Here is a 17863-nt window from a genome sequence, read left to right as displayed (position 1 = left end):
AGCGCTGGAACCGCCGGATCGAGATGAAATTGACCCAGCGGCGAAATCAGCATTTCGCCGCTGGGTTTCCCGGACCTGATCCGGGACCTCGTGACGCAGCCCCTCCTTCAGAAGGTCCCGGATCAAGTCCGGGAAAGTTATTCTTGAAGGGCCGCACCCTACTCCGCTGAAATTGCCATACCCGCCGCTGCAGAATCGGCGAATTGCAGCTCGGCCAGATGCCGATAAAGCGGGTTACTCTTCAGCAGTTCGGAATGCTTGCCCTCCGCGATCATCCGGCCGTCTTCAAGGACCAGGATACGGTCGGCCTTCAGCACCGTGGCCAGGCGATGGGCGATGACCAGCGTTGTTCGGCCCGGCATAATGGCTTCGAGTGCCTTCTGTACGGCCCGCTCGCTCTCGGCGTCGAGGGCGCTGGTCGCCTCGTCGAGCAGCAGGATGACCGGGTCACGCAGGATTGCGCGGGCAATGGCGATACGCTGGCGCTGGCCGCCGGAGAGGCGCACGCCTTTCTCCCCGAGATGGGTCTGGAAGCCTTCCGGCAGCGCCTCGATGAAACTTTTCGCATTAGCGGCTTCGGCGGCGGCGATGACGTCGGCATCGGCGGCATCGGGGCGGCCGTAACGGATATTCTCCATCGCATTGTCGGAGAAAATCACCGGCTCCTGCGGCACAAGTCCGATCAAGGAGCGGAAGGCGCGCGGGTCGGTTGCCGTCAGGTCGACACCATCGATCCGGATATGGCCCGCCTGCGGGTCATAGAAGCGCAAGAGAAGCTGGAAGATGGTCGACTTGCCGGCACCTGAAGGCCCAACGATGGCGACCCTCTCGCCGGGCTTAACGGATGCGGTGAAGCCAGTAAGAGACGGGATATCGGGGCGGGCCGGGTAAGAGAAATCGACATCTTCAAAACTGACGATCCCCTTCGCCGGGTCAGCCAGCGGCACCGGATTGGCGGGCGCAGAGACGTCGCTCTCCGCCTGCAGGAGGCCCATCAGACGTTCCATGGCGCCGGCTGCCCGCTGCAGGTCGCCAAGGACCTCTGAGAGCGCTCCCGTGGAGCCTGCGACGACAGCGGCATAGAAGACGAAAGCGGAAAGCTCGCCGGCACTGATCCGGCCGGCCAGAACGTCCTTGCCGCCGATCCACAAAATCACGGCGATGGAGCCAAAGACAAGTGAGATAACGATGGCGGTCAGGGCGGCGCGGGCCCTGATCCGGCCGATGGCGGCGCTCAACGCATCCTCGACCCGGGCGCCGAACCGCTCCCGGTCGACCGACTCATGTGCGAAGGCCTGCACCGCACGGATACCGTAGAGGGTTTCCTCGGCGTAGGCGCCGAGATCTGCAACCCGATCCTGGGTGTCGCGGGACAGCCGCCGCACCTTGCGGCCGAGCACGATGATCGGGATCACCACGATGGGCACAACCAGCAGGACATAGCCGGACAGCTTGGCGCTGGTGATCAGCAGCATGACCAGCGCGCCACAGAACAGCAGCGTGTTGCGCAAGGCGATGGAGACAGAGGAGCCGACCACGGTCTGCACCAGCGTGGTATCCGTGGCCAGGCGCGACAGCAGCTCGCCCGTGCGGGTGGTCTCGAAGAAGCCCGGACTGAGGGAGATCACATGGTTGAAAACCGCCTTGCGGATATCCGCCACCACCCGCTCGCCGATCCAGGAGACCAGAAAGAACCGGGCGTAGCTTGACCCAGCCAGCAGAACAACAACCCCCATCAGGACGATCACCGCCCGGTCCAGCAGCGCCGGATCGCCGGCGGAGAACCCCTTGTCGACCAGCAGACGCAGCCCGTTGCCCATGGCCAGCACGGTGACGGCAGCGACAATCAGCGCCACCGCAGCGCCCACGACCTGCAACCGGTAGGGCCGGACAAACGGCATCAGAGCCCTCAGGGGGCCGAGATTGCGCCGGCTATTCTGTTCACTCATATCGGATTCCCGTAAAAACAGGTTCCTTCGCCCTTGCGCTCGGTCCCTGTCTCCTTTATATCGTCGCGCTCTTATTCACGGATTGATACCCGCGCCCATCAACGCTCGGGGGCAGGAGTACGAAAAATGAAGGCTGATATCCATCCCGAATATCACGCGATCACAGTCGTGATGACCGATGGCACCGAATACCAGACCCAGTCGACCTGGGGTAAAGAGGGCGACGTGCTTCGGCTCGAAATCGACCCGCTGACCCATCCGGCCTGGACTGGCCAGCACCGGATCCTCGACAGCGGCGGCCAGGTTGCGCGCTTCAACAAGCGCTTCGCCAACCTCGGTATCTAATACCAAGACAAATTGCCGCAGGCTCCGGCTTGCGGGAACTGAACGGGCGTCCTTCGGGGCGCCCGTTTTCGTTTAAGCATTTTCCCCTCTTGAATCCGATTTTCTCCTTTCCCACGTTCTGATCAGGCGACGTTGCCACTTTCGGGACGGAGCCTTCTGAAACGCCACCCGGCCTCCGATCAGGCGGGTGACAGATTGACGACCATGTTGCTTGGAAAGGATATGGACCCAATGCGTACGATCGATTTTTCCCCGATGTTCCGTAATTCCGTCGGTTTTGACCGCATGGCGCAGCTCGCCGATGCGGCGCTCCGCACCCCGGCCGCGGGTAACCAGACGACCTACCCGCCCTACAATATCGAGAAGGTCAGCGAAGACGACTACCGGATCTCGATGGCGGTCGCCGGCTTCGCCGAGCAGGATATCGACGTCACGGTAAATCAGAATTCCCTCATTATCACCGGCAAGGTCGAGAAGGCCGACGACGGTGACGCCCGGGAATTCCTGCATCGCGGCATCGCCGAACGCGCTTTCGAGCGCCGGTTCGAGCTTGCCGACTTCATCAAGGTGACCGGCGCCGATCTGGAGAATGGTTTGCTCCATGTCTCCCTCGTGCGCGAAATCCCCGAAGAAGCAAAACCGCGCAAGATCGAAGTGCGGCCATCCGTGAAAGCCATCGAGGGCAAGAAGGCGGCCTAACCCCCCACCGCTTTCTGATCTCAGAATAAAGAATGCCCGGACCGCCTCCACTCGGTTCGGGCATTTTGTTTTTTGCATCGATGCGAATCAGCATGGGCATTAGGCAGGATCATCTCCGAGACCGAAGGCTCCAAAGCCGGGTAATATTGACGACAAGGAACAGCTAAAGCTCGAAACTGTTCTGCAGAGTGACTGTGATTTGTGTGCTGCAAGCAGAGTGCAGGGCGCTTCCAAGCGAAAGTGCGCATAGTGACCAAAGCGCCGAAAGGAACATCTCTTGCCCAAAATTGATCTCATCAAACTGCGATGCCTGGATCCCGCAAGACAACGCACGTTTTACACTGACATTCTGGGCATGAATGATCGTGGCGATGGAGCGGTTACGTATGGGGCGGCAGAAGCCGGTATCACATTCGAAAACAGCGTTCACTCATATCAACCGTCCAGCCGTGATACTTACTGGAAAGTCGCTCTGGCGGTACCAAACATTGAACTCGCGTATGAGCAACTGACCGCCAGGGGCGTCGAAGTCGGAGTACCGCGTCAGTTTCAGGACGTTGGCTATCTGACACACTTCCAGGATCCCGAAGGCTTTACCATCGAGCTGATCGAACATTGGTTCAAAGGCAACCGACCGGCCACACAACATGACACGTCGCGATTGGGAGGCGGGGCCTGCTTAAACCTGCTGACGTTGCGCACCGGTGACATAGCGCCAATTCGTGAGGAATGCCTGGCCTGGGGTATGGCTCCGCTCTCCGTTCAGGACGTGAAGGGGTACGGTTTCACTCTGCATTTCTTTGCCTTCACAGACGATACACCGCCCAATCCGAACCTGACCGCGGTCGAAAATCGCGAATGGCTCTACCAACGGCCCTATACGGTTTTGGAGATTCAAGAAGTCCACGAGGCCGGGGAAATGGTACTGCCAGATATGGCCGCGGCGGGGTATGCCGGGACCGAAATCACCTCGATGCCCCAGCCTGTTCGCAACGCACAGCTGCTGATCAGCGGAAAGACGCTCTGAAACGCCTCTCCTCTGGAATGGGAGGCAAAAAACGGAGCCTTCGGGGCGGCGTGCTTAGACTCAGAACGCGTTGACCGCCCCATAAATGCCAGATCAGGCTAGCTCAAGCGCAGTTTCGCAACGTTTGATCCAAGCGGAAAGGCTCGGTCGGGTCGTCAGATCGAAGCCACCTTCATGGGCGACCCGCGTATAGGCCAGCAAGGCGATATCGGCCACGGACAAGGCTTCACCGACAAGAAAGCTCTTGCCCGCAAGCTGGGCTTCCATATGGTCCAGCGCCTGCTCCCCGCGTTCAACGCGCCAGCCATCTCGTTCATCAGCTCCCTTGCCTTCATAAAGCATGCGGAAACGGCAGACGGCGACATAAGGCTCGTGGCTGTACTGCTCCCAGAACAGCCATTCGTTCACCTTGGCACGATGGAACGGATCATCCGGCAGCAATGCCGAATTCTCCGCCAGATAAAGCAGCGCCGCGTTGGACTGGGCCAGTATTTTGCCGTCGCCGAAATCGACAGCCGGCACCTGACCAGCCGGGTTCACCGCCAGGAATTCCGGAGTCCGGCTTTCGCCGGTCATGATGTCTATATCGACGAACGTGTAGTCGAGGCCGAGCCAGTCGGCCGCGAAGACGATCTTCAGGCAATTGCCGGAACGCCGGTCGCCGTAAAGGGTAAAGGCGGGCGCGCTCACGCCCGCTTTTCCCGGCTGGAATAGCTCAGCGGCTGCGGCAGGCGGGCGACCATTTCCTTTGGCACAACCTGCCAGAAATTGCGAATTTCTTGCCCCCAATTGATCAGCAGACGCTCGGCGAAGCGGGACTGGGTCTGCTCCACATGCTCCTGCACCAGACGCTTCAGGGCCGCTTCCCAGTAATCCGTCTCGATCCGCTGCCAGAGCACATTCTCCGGGTTCACGTTATGCTCGAACCGGCCGTCCGAATCGTAGACGAAGGCCATGCCGCCGGTCATACCTGCAGCAAAATTTTCACCCACCGAGCCAAGTTGAACAACGGTGCCGCCGGTCATGTATTCGCAACCGTTCGAGCCACACCCCTCGACCACCGCATCGGCGCCGGAGTTCCGCACGGCAAATCGCTCACCCGCCTGACCGGCTGCAAAAAGCTGCCCGGCCGTCGCCCCGTAGAGCACGGTGTTGCCGACAATGGTGTTCTCGTTCGAATTAAATCGCGCCGCCGTCATCGGCCGGATCACGATGGAGCCGCCGGAGAGGCCCTTGCCCACATAGTCGTTGGCATCGCCGAACACTTCCAGCTTCAGCCCCTGCACCGCGAAGGCGCCGAGGGACTGACCGGCTGAGCCGCGCAAACGCACTGTGATGTGCCCTGGCTGCAAACCGAACATGCCGTACTTCCGGGTGATCCGGGAACTCAGCTTGGTGCCGATGGCGCGCAACGTGTTGGCGATGTTGTAGGTGAGCTGCATTTTCTCACCGCCCTCGAGCGCCGGCTGCGCATCCTTGATCATCTGCGCGTCCAGCGTCTCCGGCACCTCGTTCCGGCCCTCAACCGCGTTCATCACCGGCAACCCGCCACTGTCAGCACGCACCAGAATTGGGTTCAGGTCGAGATCGTCGAGGGACGGATCGCCACGGCTGACCTGGTGCAACAGATCGGTCCGGCCGATCACTTCCTCCAGCGACCGCACACCGAGTTCCGCCAGGATCTCGCGCACTTCCTCGGCAACGAAGGAGAACAGGTTCACGACCTTTTCCGGCGTGCCGTCAAACTTGGCGCGCAGGCTTTGGTCCTGGGTGCAGACCCCGACCGGGCAGGTATTGCTGTGGCACTGACGCACCATGATGCACCCCATCGCCACCAGCGAAGCTGTGCCTATGCCGAATTCCTCGGCACCGAGGATGGCGCCGATGACCACATCGCGGCCAGTCCGGAAACCGCCATCGACGCGTAGCGAAACCTTGTGCCGAAGTCGGTTCAGGGTGAGCACCTGATGCACTTCGGACAGGCCCATTTCCCAAGGGATACCAGCATATTTGATACTGGTCTGCGGGCTGGCACCGGTACCGCCGCCATGGCCGGAAATCAGGATCGTATCCGCTTTCGCCTTGGCGACACCGGCCGCAATCGTGCCGATACCGGAAGAGGCTACGAGCTTCACGCAGACGCGCGCATCCGGGTTGATCTGCTTCAGATCGTAGATCAGCTGAGCCAGATCCTCGATCGAGTAGATATCGTGGTGTGGCGGCGGCGAAATCAGGGTGACGCCCTCCGTCGAGTGCCGCAGCTTGGCGATCATCGAGTTGACCTTGATACCCGGCAGTTGCCCGCCCTCACCCGGCTTGGCGCCCTGAGCGACCTTGATTTCAAGCTCGCGGCAATTGTTCAGGTATTCCGCCGTGACGCCGAAACGGCCGGAGGCAACCTGCTTGATGGCCGAGCTCGGATTGTCGCCGTTCGGACGCGGCTTGAAGCGTGCCGGGTCCTCGCCGCCCTCGCCGGAGTCCGACTTGGCGCCGATCCGGTTCATGGCGATGGAGAGGGTCTCGTGCGCCTCCGGGCTGAGCGCCCCGAGGGAGATTCCCGGCGCCACCAGCCGCTTGCGGATCTCGGTGATGGAAGAAACATCTTCCAGCGCCACTTCCTCGCCCGTCGGCTTGAAGCCGAGCAGATCGCGAAGATTGACCGGTTTCTGGGTATAGATCTCGTTCGCATATCTTTTGTAGAGATGATAGCTGTCCGTCGCGACCGCATGCTGGAGGGCATGCATCATAGGCCCGTCGAACGCATGCCTTTCGCCCTGGCGGCGGAACCGGTAGAGCCCGCCGATCGGCAGCGTCACCACCGTCTCATCGAAAGCCTTACGGTGCTGCTCCAGCGCCTTTTTCTGGATGCCGGGCAGGCCGAGACCGGAAATCCGGGACGGCATACCCGGGAAGAATCTGGCGACCAGCGAGCGGGACAACCCGACGGATTCAAAGTTGTAGCCGCCGCGATAGGAAGACAGAACGGAGATGCCCATCTTGGACATCACTTTCAGGATGCCATCCTGGATCGCCTTGCGGTAAGCAGCGACACAATCGCTGAGCGACTTGTCGCCGAACAGCCCGCGGGCATGCCGGTCGGCAATCGCTTCCTGCGCCAGATAGGCATTCACCGTCGTGGCGCCGACGCCGATCAGCACACAGAAGTAATGCGTATCGAGGCACTCCCCGGTCTGCACGTTGACCGAGGTGAAGGTCCGGAGCTGCTGGCGCACCAGATAGGAATGCACCGCGCCGGTCGCCAAGATCATGGGGATCGCCGCCCGCGTAGAGCAGATCGCCTTGTCCGACAGCACGACATGAGTGCAGCCGCCGCGCACCGCGTCTTCCGCCTCGCGCTGAATACGGTCAATGGCTTCCGAAAGCGCAGAGTCGCCGCCTGAGACATCAAAGGTACAGTCGATCTCTTCCGCCGTGTCGCCCATATAGTCCCGCATCGCCTGGAACTCGGCGTTCGACAGGACCGGGGATTCGAGCAGCAGATGTTCGCACTGCTCCTCGGTCTCATCCAGAATGTTGCCGAGGTTGCCGAGGCGGGTGCGCAGGGTCATCACCCGACGCTCACGCAAACTATCGATCGGCGGGTTCGTCACCTGGCTGAAATTCTGCCGGAAGAAATGGTGCAGGCCGCGATATTTCTCGGACAGCACCGCCAGCGGCGTGTCGTCTCCCATCGAGCCGATGGCTTCCTTACCGCCCTCGGCCATAGGCTGAAGGATCAGCTCCATATCCTCGAGAGACCAGCCTGAGACCACCTGGCGGCGGCGCAGATCGTCGCGCTCCAGGCCCGGTTTCTCTTCGTGATGGCTCTTGATCAGCTTATCGATCTTGGTGCTCTGCTTGATCCATTTGCCAAACGGCCGGGAAGCGGCAAGGTGCGCCTTAAGCTCGGTGTCGTGGTAGAGCTTACCTTCCTGCAGATCGACCGCGATCATCTGGCCCGGGTCGAGGCGGCCTTTTTCAATGATGTTCTTGTCCTTGACCCTGACCATGCCCGTCTCGGACCCGGCGATCAGCAGACCGTTATCGGTGACGCTGTAACGCATCGGGCGCAAACCGTTGCGGTCCATGCCGCCAAGCACCCAACGGCCACCATAAGCGGCAATCGCCGCTGGGCCGTCCCACGGCTCCATCACCGCATTGCAATAGGCATACAGATCCCTCAGTTCCTGAGTCAGGGCGCCGCCGTCTGCCACCGCCTCGGGGATCATCATGGTCTTGGCCATGGGCAGGGAGCGCCCGGCCCGGATCATCAGCTCGAACACAGCATCAAGGGCGGCACTGTCGGAGCTGCCATCCTGGATAACCGGCTTGATATCCTCGATCTCCTCGCCGAACGAGTCCGCCGCCATCCGTGTCTCGTGGCTGCGCATCCAGTTCCAGCAGCCCTTCAGCGTGTTGATCTCGCCATTATGGGCCAGCACGCGGAACGGCTGGGCAGCGCGCCAGGCCGGAAAAGTATTGGTCGAATAGCGCTGGTGGTAGATCGCAAAGTTGGAGACGAACCGCTCGTCCAGCAAATCCGGGAAGAACTCGGTGACCTGCTCAGCCAGGAACATGCCTTTATAGATAACGGAGCGACAGGACAGCGAGCAGATGTAGAAGTCTGTGATGTTTTCAGCCAGTGCCGCGCGCTCAATCCGGCGCCGGATCACATAGAGATCGCGCTCGAATCCGGCCTCGTCGCCATCCGCGTCGCCGGAGACCATGATCTGTTCGATTTCCGGCCGGGTCGCATTCGCCTTCTCACCAATGACCTCGACATTCACCGGCACCTGGCGCCAGCCGAAGATCTTGTAGCCGCGCGACAGAATCTCTTCCTCAACGATACAACGGCAGCGTTCCTGAGCAGCGAGATCCGTGCGCGGGAGGAACACCATACCGACCGCGATCACACTGTCGCCGACTGCCTGCCCCGCACGCTCCACATGCTCGCGGAAAAAATCCTGTGGAATCTGCAGATGAATACCCGCGCCGTCGCCGGTCTTGCCGTCCGCATCGACCGCGCCCCGGTGCCAGATCGCCTGCAAGGCCTGGATGCCAGCTTCCACAACGTCGCGCCGTGGCGTGCCATCAATGGACGCGACAAAGCCAACACCGCAATTCTCACGCTCGTCCGCCGGGTTATAGGCGTGGGCAGCCTGAAGCCTCTCTACATTCGCCTTCCAGTCGGCCACGAAGGCGTCGCCGCCGGTCATCGGAAATTGGTTATCCTGTTTCATGTCGGTCACCCTCGGCTTCAGGAAGCGAGATCGAGCGCGGCGTTAGCCTGCTGCTCGACATAGGCATGGATTTGATCGGCAACATCCCGGCCATCCCGGACGGCCCAGACCACCAGGGAGGCACCGCGCACGATGTCGCCCGCGGCGAAAACGCCATCCAGGCTGGTCATCATGGTCGTGAAGTCGACCGACAGGGTGCCCCAGCGGGAAATCTTCAACGCGTCCTCACCGAACATGGTCGGCATGTCCTCGGGATCGAAACCGAGCGCCAGGATCGCGATGTCGGCCGGGATCGTGAAGCTGCTGTCCTCAACCACTTCCGGCGCCTGACGGCCAGTCGCGTCCGGCACGCCGAGATGGATGCGATGGCAACGCACGCCATCGACAATATCTTCACCGGTGAAAGCCTCGGGGGCCGACAGCCACATGAACTCGACGCCTTCTTCCTCAGCGTTCTGCACTTCACGCTGTGAGCCCGGCATGTTGGCCTTGTCCCGGCGATAGACGCATTTCACCGATTTGGCACCCTGACGAATGGCAGTGCGAACACAATCCATCGCGGTATCGCCGCCGCCGATGACAACAATGTTCTTGCCCTCGGCATTCAGGCTACCGTCCTCGAAAGCCGGAACAGTATCACCGAGCCCCTTGCGGTTGGATGCCGTCAGATATTCCAGTGCCGGATGGATGTTGCCGAGGCCGACACCAGGGCATTTCATGTCCCGCGCCTTGTAGACGCCGGTGGCAACCAAAACCGCAGCATGTTTATCGCGCAACTCGGCCACGGTGATGTCATTGCCGACATCGATACCGGTATGAAAATGAATGCCGCTCTCTTCCAGAACCCGGGTGCGGCGCTGAACGACGTCTTTCTCGAGCTTGAAGTTCGGAATGCCATAGATCATCAGGCCGCCGATCCGGTCGTACCGGTCGTAGACATGCACCTGGTAGCCGCGCTTGCGGAGCTGTTCCGCCGCCGCGAGCCCGCCGGGGCCACCCCCAATGATGCCAACACTTTCCTTACGCTCGGCGACCGGCTTAACCGGCTTAACCCAGCCCTGCTCGAAGGCGGTCTCGGTGATGTATTTCTCGACGGAGCCAATGGTGACCGACTCAAAACCCTTCTCGATCACGCAATTGCCTTCGCAGAGACGATCCTGCGGGCAGATGCGACCACAGATCTCCGGGAAATTATTCGTCGCGCTGGAAATCTCGTAAGCTTCTTCCAGCCGGCCTTCGGCCGTCAGCATCAGCCAGTCGGGAATATTGTTCGAAAGCGGGCAATGCACCTGACAATAGGGCACGCCGCACTGGGAGCACCGGCTTGCCTGCTCTGCAGCATGATCCTCAACGAACTCGTCATAGATCTCGCCAAAATCCTGCCGACGCGCATCCGCTTCGCGTTTGGAAGGCATCCGCTTCGCGGTATGGACAAACTTCAGCATATGGTCGGTGGTCATTACGCTCTCTCCCACAGCCCTTCGGGCCTTATTCCTCTTCAGGCTTACGCCGCCCGAATTGTCGTTCGGACCGCACTATACCTCATCGGGGAGCGCCTATCTACGGAAAGGAAGCAAAAAGGTCAATAGTTAGGACTAATTTTCTTGATTTTGGGTCGCGCGACTCCAGGGCACAGCAGCACACCCAAACCACGATCAACATTTAGTCTCAATTCGGAACTTTATGCCATATTCTTTCTGTCTCAGCGGGATGTTATAGTCTTATTAACGTTATCTGCGGGAGATCGGGGGCTCCGGCAATGATCGCGAGATTTCTTACATCCTCGACAAAACCAAGACCGGAGCCTGTCGGTGCCGATACTTCATCTGGCTATCCTTGCCCTCGTTCAGGGCATCACCGAATTCCTGCCCATCTCATCCAGCGGTCATCTTGTCCTCGTCCCCTATATGATGGACTGGAAGGATCAGGGTCTCATGCTGGATGTTGCCGTCCATGTCGGCACGCTCGGCGCTGTGATGGTCTATGCATGGCGCGAGATCGGCATGATGCTCACCGGTTTCTGGAAACTGGTGCGGGGGCGTGTCGATCAAGGCACCCGTCTGATGCTGCAGCTTATCGTTGGCTCGATACCGGTCGTCATTGCCGGTTACACGCTCAACAAATATGCCGGCGGCATGTTGCGCAGCGTGGAAATCATCGGCTGGACGACACTCGGCTTCGGCCTGCTGCTCGGCCTGGCGGATCGGGTCGGCATGACGGTCCGGCGCCTTGAACATATGAGCTATGGCGGCGCCCTGGCGATCGGCATGGCACAGGTCCTGGCTCTGATTCCCGGCACCAGCCGTTCCGGCATCACCATGACCATGGCACGGTTTCTCGGCTTTGAGCGGGCCGACGCGGCACGCTTTTCCCTGCTGCTCTCCATCCCGGCAATCGCCGGTGCCGGCACCCTCTCCGGCATTGAGCTCTGGCAGAGCGGCGATGTAAGCCTGACCCGCGATGCCATGACGGCGGCTGGGCTTGCCTTCGGCTCTGCCCTGGTCGCAATCACTCTGATGATGACCTGGCTGAAACATGCCGGCTTCATGCCTTTCGTGGTCTACCGTGTCCTGCTCGGCGCCCTTCTGCTCTATATGGTTTATGCCGTTTGACGGACCTCATTGATGCCGGATCGGGCATCGACCGTAACCAGCGGCCTTTCTAAACTTCCGATAAAACCATACGGAAACGCCAGGGAGGCGACATATGAGGTTCGCGACGTTTGAATTGGACGGCAAGACGGTCTGGGGGCTGGCAACGGACAAGGGACTGCACTCAGTCGATGCCTCCACGCTTTCCCGCTATCCGAGCCTGAAGGCCGCCATTGCCGCGGACGCCCTGACTTCGGTCGCCGCAGCCCTGAAAGACAGCGCTCCGTCGGTCACGCTGGCGGACGCACATTTCCTGCCCGTCGTTCCGGATCCCGAGAAGATTCTCTGTGTCGGCCTGAATTACGAAGCGCACCGCATTGAGGGAGGCTGGCCGGAAGTCGAGCATCCGACGATCTTCGCCCGCTTCGCCAACACGCAAATCGGCCATGGCCAGCCTCTGATCAAGCCGAAGGTCTCGGACAAGCTCGATTACGAGGCAGAACTCGCCGTCGTCATCGGCAAGTCCGGCCGGCATATCGCCGAAGCGGACGCGATGGATCACATCGCAGGGTATGCTTGCTACAATGAAGGCAGCGTGCGCGACTGGCAGCGCCACACCACCCAATTCACACCGGGCAAGAACTTCATCGGAACCGGCGCTTTCGGACCATACCTCGTCACGAAAGAAGAGATTCCAGATCTTGGCTCCCTGGTGATGGAGGCACGCCTGAATGGCGAAGTCATGCAGCACACGAAACTCGACGATCTCATTTTCTCTGTCCCTCGCCTGATCAGTTACATCAGCACCTTCACCGAGCTGGTTCCGGGCGACGTCATCGTCACCGGCACGCCGGGCGGAGTCGGCTCCCGCCGCGACCCGCAGGTCTGGATGAAGCCGGGCGACGAGATCGTGATCGAGATCGACACGATTGGCCTGCTGTCCAACCCGATCGTGTCGGAAGCCTGATCCCGTGGCGACGCAGATTCCCTTCGACCGGGATTTCGAGCCGCCCTATGGAGTGATCGAGCGGCTCGCGCCCGGTCTCCGGCGGATCGTTGCCCGCAATCCCGGCCCCTTCACCTTTCGGGGGACAGCAACCTTCATCGTTGGCGAGGGCAATGTCGGCGTGATCGACCCAGGGCCAGATCTCCCCGATCACGTCTCCGCCCTGCTGACCGGGCTCGGGAAGGAAACAGTCAGCCATATTCTGGTAACCCACACCCATCTCGACCATTCCCCGGCCGCCGCCGCCCTCAAGGACGCGACCGGCGCGCAGACTTACGGCTTCGGTCCGCACGGTCGCGGCCCGGACGGCATCGAGGCCGGTGGAGACGCTGATTTCTCGCCAGATGTCACGCTGCACGACGGCGATGTGGTAGAGGGCAGCGGCTGGCGCCTTGAGGCCTTGCACACACCGGGGCACACCTCGAACCATCTGGCCTTCGCCTGGCCGGACCGCAAAATCCTGTTTCCCGGCGATCTTGTCATGGGTTGGTCGACCAGTGTGGTCTCGCCGCCGGACGGGAATATGGGCGACTACCTCAGCAGCCTGGACCGGATGCTCAACCGGGATGACGAGATCTATTGGCCAACACATGGCGGGCCGATCAGGGACCCTAAACCTTTCATCGAGGCCTTCATCGACCACCGCCGGGACCGGGAAGATGAAATTCTCGCCTGCCTCCGGGATGGAAAGGAATTCATTTCAGACATGGTTCCGGTGATCTATGCCAACGTGCCACCAGCCGTGCATGGCGCCGCCGCACGCTCTCTGCTGGCCGCTCTGATTTACCTCGTGGAGACTGGACGGGTACGCTGCGACGGCGTGATCCACGAAGAGAGCCGGTTTAGCTTGCCCTGAATAGCGAGCACAAGTTTACCCCACAACACATCACTGATAGCATTCAATTTTTAGATCCCGCTTGTCGGGCCTAACTGGCGCGCGCCACTTTGGGATGCGGGTCTGACATCTGCAATCGGGGTGTGTGACTTGAGTCAAAATGAAGAAACGAACCCCAACGCACATGAGCGCATTCTAGCCTCCGTATATATAGCCGAAAACGCAGAGCAATTTGATGTCGCGGAAGAAGTCCTGTCAAAAGCGATAAGGCAACAGATATCACCGGAGCATACAGCCCTCTACCTTGGCGAACTCGCCCTTATCAATCTGGCGCGCCGACGATATGACAAGGTATTAGATATCTGCAGGAGCCTGCTTGGCGGGGCGTCAGATATCGACACAGAACATCCGTATCTCTATATTAATCTCATCGCCTGCCAGGAGATCGCGACGTTCCTGCAGGCAGGAAACGATGTCGCTGAAGTTCCGTTCCACGGCCATACCCTGAAATTTGCGATATCCGGGCACAACAGTGAGCTTGAGGTTCATCATATCCGGCAAAAGCTCTACGAGCCGGAAGAAGTCGACCTTATCCTGAAGCATATGGGTGAGGACGATATCGTCCTCGATCTCGGAGCGAATGTCGGCAATCACGCCATTGCATTGGCAACGGCCTGCCCGAAAGCAACAATCCACGTCTTTGAGCCCATAAAGAAAACCTGCGAGCTTTTACGCCGCAATATCGCTCTCAACGGCCTTACGAATATCGATACCGCCAATCTCGATATCGCCGTAGATTCCGAAGACGGTGTGCTCAATATGGTACAACGCATTAACTTGGCGAGCAGCCGAGAAGCCGCCAAAGGTATTGGCCCGGCGATTCCGAAACGCGCCCTACGAACACTTTGGCCGGAACGAGTCGATTTCATAAAGATGGACGTTGAGGGTGCGGAGTTACGCATCATCAAATCGGTGCTGGACCTCATCCACAGGGACCGCACCAAAATCATCCTCGAATGCTATAAAACCACAGCAGAGCAGGATTTTGCCGATTTGGCAGAGCTCGGGCTGGAACAAATCGACTGCATAGAACGGCCAGCCGTTTTCAATGTCCTGGTTCAACCCAAATAGCGCTCCCGCGAGCCGGTCTCTCAGCTATAGCGGATATATGGGGCATCCGTCCGATAGCTGAAGAAGGGATATGCTTCCTTCGGAACCATGTTTTCCGCGTACCGACGCTGTACTTCCAGCAACATGAACTCGGTCACGTCCACGAGGGGAAGTTTCAGAGCTTCAGCCAGAGGAAAATAATCGAGATCGCTCAGCTCACCGCTGCCGCCAATATCCCCGGTCATGTCTTCAGCCCAGGCGAAGAAAAACCGGGCATTGAAGCGCGCCTTGCGCTTCGCCGGCGTGATCGCCTGGCCGACATAACCGAGCTTGCCGAGATCTGGCGCGATGCCCCGCTCGGCGAAATCCTTCCATGTCTCGTGATTCGTTACGCCCACGTCAGCCGCACCGGCCAACAAAAGACCGGTTTCCTCGAATGTCTCACGAACCGCTGCCACGGAGAATCCCCGCGCACGTCGTTCGTCTTTGGATATTCGGGCAAGGACATCGGGGGCGAGATCGCTGGCGAAACCGACAGAGCGGTCGGCGGCATCGACCTTGCCGCCCGGAAAGACGTAGACACCGCCAAAAACAGCTTTCCTGGCCCGCCGCCCCATCAGGACATCAAGGCCATCCCCCTGGCGCCGGAGCACAATCAGGCTCCCGGAATCCTTAGGACGCACAATCTTCTGTCCGGGCTCGGCAAGGCTAGGGAGGGATTTCGGCGGGGCGCGTCTCATGGGAACTCATTAAACCAAGCGTCATTTACGACACTTAGTCTAGGCCGGTTGGAGCAAGACCTCCAACCCCCATCGCACGCCCTTTCGAAAGGACAGGTTTTAGATGTTATTCATCGCACCGTAATAGGCGACGGAACCAAGCAGGCTGAGAATGCCGGCACAGGTCAGGAGGGTCTGCGTGATGCTGAACTGGTTCATGTTCGTGTTCCTTTCGAAAGTGAACGAATGCACAAATCGAATATAGATCACGATCAGTCATGCAAGATTCGCATATTTTGCATTGCACAACTGCACAGCAAGCATGGATTTGCCAAAATGACTCGCATTATTTCCAAAACGTGATGAATAAACATCTCCTACGCTGACAGTCCCCGGCAATCGAGAGAACAGTCCGTCAAAACAGAGAGACGCCGTGCGGCGGTTCTCGCAAGCTTCAAGGTAAGAGACTTGCGGCGCGCGGCTTTAAGCTGCGATGGCTCTGCATCCTGGACAATCACAGCGTCATACTGATCCGCCAGGATCAGGCCGCAACGTGGATCGTCCGGCAGGATATCGCGCGGAAACTCCGGCGTGACGGCAAAATAAAACCGGTCGCAGAAATCAAGATACTCGTGCCATTTCCCATCAGCGTGAAAGTCAGCCTGATCGGACTTCACCTCGACAATCGCGATATTTCCAGCGGCATCCACCGCCATAACGTCAACCCGGCGTCTGGAACGCAGCGGCATCTCGGTCACGTGACACCAATCGAGATTGGTAAAAAGCCGCGTAACCCCTCGAGTGACCTGAAGGGTTATTTCCGGACGATTCAGCATGCCAGAAGCCATCAGTCCAGAAGGAGATTGTTCGCCCCGCGCGTATCCGCTCCGGAGAGGTCCGCACCACGTAGATCCGCGCCATCGAATTCGGCATCACGGAGCACAGCCCCCCGCAGATCACAGTCCCGTAGATCGGCGCCGGTGAAAACAGCCCCGCTCATCTCTGCCTGATGGAAATCCCCACCCCGCAGCACGGCATTGTCGAAACGGGCACGATCGAAATGCGCGGGCCAATGTTGCGTTTTTGCCCCGACGATCTGCACCGGGCTTGCCTGCACTCCGACAAGCCTTGCTTCCATCAGGTTCGCGCGGCGCATGGTGGCTCCGCGTAAATCCGCGTTGGACAAATCTGCTGTCCGCATATCCGCCAGAGCCATGTCCGCCATCAGCAGATTCGCGCCGGAAAGATCGCACCCCGTCAGGACACAGCATTCCATATTTGCTGCCGCCAGGTTCAGGCGGCTGAGGCTCTGACGACTGATATCCCGTCGCGCCAGATTAGCCCGCTCGCCTTCCTTGCCGTTACTTTTGATCCAGACGTCATGACGCACCATGATATCGGCCATTTCCGGGCCGAGGGTATCCAGAAGCTTCGGCATCCTGGCCAGTCGGAACTGCGGATCCCCGGGGTTCATGTTAGAGAATACCGCCCCAGCGAGATCGGCGTCCGTCAGGTCCGTGCCACTGAAGACCACGTTGTATAGGATGGCTCCGTTCAGGATCGCACCGGTCAGCACGGCCTCAGTGAGATCGGCCCCCTCAAGGTCAGCCCCCGTCAGGTTCGAGTGACTGAGGTCCGCGCGCACGAAACGCGTATTGCGCAGCTTCGCATCGGTCAGATCGGTCTGCACAATGAAGGCGTTGGAAAGCCGGGCCCGGCTCATATCCGCGCGGGTTGCGTTGGCAACGGCGAGATCCGCATCGACGGTATTATAGGTGACCGCGACGAGATTTCCCTTCTTGTCCGGCTTCAGCAGCACCCCATCCCGGAGATCCGCTTCCATAAGCAGTACATCGCAGAGATCGGCTCCGCGCAGGCAGGCGCCACGGAGATCCGCACGCGAAAGATCAGCCCCCTTAAGAAGGGTCTCGCGCATGTCACAAGCAAACAGATTCGCTGTCTGCAGATTGATCCCTTCGGCATTGGCGCTTCTCAGTGACGAGCCTGACAACTCGGCACCGCGCAAATCCTTGCCTGCGAGATCCATATATTTCAGATCGTATCCTGGCAGATTGGCGCGCGCGCCGCCGCTCTGCCCGCGCAAGAACATACCGTGACGCTCGACTACATCTTCGAGCTCCGGAGCAGTAATTTGCCTCAGGGGAAGATCGCCGGTCGCGGATGCGCCGAGATCCAGACGTTTTTCAGAAGCCGACCATGCGACTTCGGACGGAATGCCCGTCACTGTATCGTTGTCAGGGTCCTGTCCTGGCAAGAAATGCGCCTACTCTCCAACTCTGTGCATCGGCACGAAGCCACGATGCGTGGTTCTTCAGTAAATT

The 17863-nt window shown here is 59.7% G+C and carries 14 protein-coding genes; 7 read left to right on the top strand and 7 right to left on the bottom strand.

Annotated elements, in window-relative coordinates:
- Nucleotides 1–158 precede the first annotated feature (158 nt).
- Complete coding sequence (locus ABJ076_RS05815) at nt 159–1949, bottom strand: ABC transporter transmembrane domain-containing protein (protein WP_348191053.1); 1791 nt, start codon at nt 1947–1949, stop codon at nt 159–161.
- Between the two features lie 126 nt (nt 1950–2075).
- Between ABJ076_RS05815 and rpmE the strand changes: the two genes are divergently transcribed.
- The 3 genes from rpmE to ABJ076_RS05800 all read left to right on the top strand — a co-directional run bounded on the left by rpmE (nt 2076) and on the right by ABJ076_RS05800 (nt 4020).
- Nucleotides 2076–2294 carry a 50S ribosomal protein L31 gene (rpmE, locus tag ABJ076_RS05810; RefSeq protein WP_028467674.1) on the top strand — a complete coding sequence of 73 codons (219 nt, stop codon included), beginning with the start codon at nt 2076–2078 and terminating at the stop codon, nt 2292–2294.
- Nucleotides 2295–2525: 231 nt separating this feature from the next.
- Nucleotides 2526–2993 (top strand): Hsp20 family protein, encoded by a 468-nt coding sequence (locus ABJ076_RS05805; RefSeq protein WP_348191051.1) that lies wholly within the window; start codon nt 2526–2528, stop codon nt 2991–2993.
- 277 nt (nt 2994–3270) lie between these two features.
- Nucleotides 3271–4020 (top strand): VOC family protein, encoded by a 750-nt coding sequence (locus ABJ076_RS05800; protein WP_348191048.1) that lies wholly within the window; start codon nt 3271–3273, stop codon nt 4018–4020.
- 93 nt (nt 4021–4113) lie between these two features.
- On the opposite strand, the gene ABJ076_RS05795 is transcribed toward ABJ076_RS05800, so the two are convergent.
- The 3 genes from ABJ076_RS05795 to ABJ076_RS05785 are packed head-to-tail and all read right to left on the bottom strand — an operon-like array spanning nt 4114 to nt 10720.
- Nucleotides 4114–4710, bottom strand: coding sequence for a glutathione S-transferase family protein (locus ABJ076_RS05795; protein ID WP_348191045.1), 597 nt, complete (start codon nt 4708–4710; stop codon nt 4114–4116).
- Nucleotides 4707–9260: a glutamate synthase large subunit gene (gene gltB / locus ABJ076_RS05790; protein ID WP_348191042.1), complete on the bottom strand. Its 4554-nt coding sequence runs from the start codon at nt 9258–9260 to the stop codon at nt 4707–4709. The genes ABJ076_RS05795 and gltB overlap by 4 nt, the downstream gene beginning before the upstream one ends.
- Nucleotides 9261–9277: 17 nt before the next feature.
- On the bottom strand, nt 9278–10720 hold the full coding sequence (locus ABJ076_RS05785) for an NAD(P)-dependent oxidoreductase (RefSeq protein ID WP_348191039.1): 1443 nt from the start codon (nt 10718–10720) through the stop codon (nt 9278–9280).
- Between the two features lie 351 nt (nt 10721–11071).
- Between ABJ076_RS05785 and ABJ076_RS05780 the strand changes: the two genes are divergently transcribed.
- From ABJ076_RS05780 to ABJ076_RS05765, 4 genes are all read left to right on the top strand, one after another.
- Nucleotides 11072–11872 (top strand): undecaprenyl-diphosphate phosphatase, encoded by an 801-nt coding sequence (locus tag ABJ076_RS05780; RefSeq protein WP_348191036.1) that lies wholly within the window; start codon nt 11072–11074, stop codon nt 11870–11872.
- Between the two features lie 94 nt (nt 11873–11966).
- Nucleotides 11967–12818, top strand: a complete 852-nt coding sequence (locus ABJ076_RS05775) for a fumarylacetoacetate hydrolase family protein (RefSeq protein WP_348191033.1) — start codon at nt 11967–11969, stop codon at nt 12816–12818.
- A gap of 4 nt (nt 12819–12822) precedes the next feature.
- Nucleotides 12823–13713 carry an MBL fold metallo-hydrolase gene (locus ABJ076_RS05770; protein WP_348191031.1) on the top strand — a complete coding sequence of 297 codons (891 nt, stop codon included), beginning with the start codon at nt 12823–12825 and terminating at the stop codon, nt 13711–13713.
- A gap of 129 nt (nt 13714–13842) precedes the next feature.
- On the top strand, nt 13843–14823 hold the full coding sequence (locus tag ABJ076_RS05765) for an FkbM family methyltransferase (RefSeq protein ID WP_348191028.1): 981 nt from the start codon (nt 13843–13845) through the stop codon (nt 14821–14823).
- 20 nt (nt 14824–14843) lie between these two features.
- Here ABJ076_RS05765 and ABJ076_RS05760 read toward each other — a convergent pair whose 3' ends face one another.
- The 3 genes from ABJ076_RS05760 to ABJ076_RS05750 all read right to left on the bottom strand — a co-directional run bounded on the left by ABJ076_RS05760 (nt 14844) and on the right by ABJ076_RS05750 (nt 17796).
- Nucleotides 14844–15542, bottom strand: coding sequence for a hypothetical protein (locus tag ABJ076_RS05760; RefSeq protein WP_348191026.1), 699 nt, complete (start codon nt 15540–15542; stop codon nt 14844–14846).
- Nucleotides 15543–15898: 356 nt separating this feature from the next.
- The gene (locus ABJ076_RS05755) at nt 15899–16357 is read right to left on the bottom strand and encodes an MmcB family DNA repair protein (RefSeq protein WP_348191024.1); all 459 of its coding nucleotides are present in this window, start codon (nt 16355–16357) and stop codon (nt 15899–15901) included.
- Between the two features lie 11 nt (nt 16358–16368).
- Entirely contained in the window at nt 16369–17796 is a 1428-nt protein-coding gene (locus ABJ076_RS05750) for a pentapeptide repeat-containing protein (RefSeq protein WP_348191021.1), read from the bottom strand.
- Nucleotides 17797–17863: the final 67 nt, after the last annotated feature.

This window comes from Nisaea sp., from assembly GCF_039990255.1.
In the GTDB taxonomy this organism is placed as follows: Bacteria; Pseudomonadota; Alphaproteobacteria; order Thalassobaculales; family Thalassobaculaceae; genus Nisaea.
Note: the sequence above shows the minus strand (reverse complement) of the source record. Positions and strands in the feature narration are given on the sequence as shown.

What these genes read in the sequence shown, in the direction of transcription:
- rpmE (WP_028467674.1), top strand. Translation starts at nt 2,076, where the DNA reads ATGAAGGCTGATATCCATCCCGAATATCACGCGATCACAGTCGTGATG.
- ABJ076_RS05805 (WP_348191051.1), top strand. Translation starts at nt 2,526, where the DNA reads ATGCGTACGATCGATTTTTCCCCGATGTTCCGTAATTCCGTCGGTTTT.
- ABJ076_RS05815 (WP_348191053.1), bottom strand. Translation starts at nt 1,949, where the DNA reads ATGAGTGAACAGAATAGCCGGCGCAATCTCGGCCCCCTGAGGGCTCTG.
- gltB (WP_348191042.1), bottom strand. Translation starts at nt 9,260, where the DNA reads ATGAAACAGGATAACCAATTTCCGATGACCGGCGGCGACGCCTTCGTG.
- ABJ076_RS05785 (WP_348191039.1), bottom strand. Translation starts at nt 10,720, where the DNA reads ATGACCACCGACCATATGCTGAAGTTTGTCCATACCGCGAAGCGGATG.
- ABJ076_RS05755 (WP_348191024.1), bottom strand. Translation starts at nt 16,357, where the DNA reads ATGCTGAATCGTCCGGAAATAACCCTTCAGGTCACTCGAGGGGTTACG.
- ABJ076_RS05775 (WP_348191033.1), top strand. Translation starts at nt 11,967, where the DNA reads ATGAGGTTCGCGACGTTTGAATTGGACGGCAAGACGGTCTGGGGGCTG.
- ABJ076_RS05760 (WP_348191026.1), bottom strand. Translation starts at nt 15,542, where the DNA reads ATGAGACGCGCCCCGCCGAAATCCCTCCCTAGCCTTGCCGAGCCCGGA.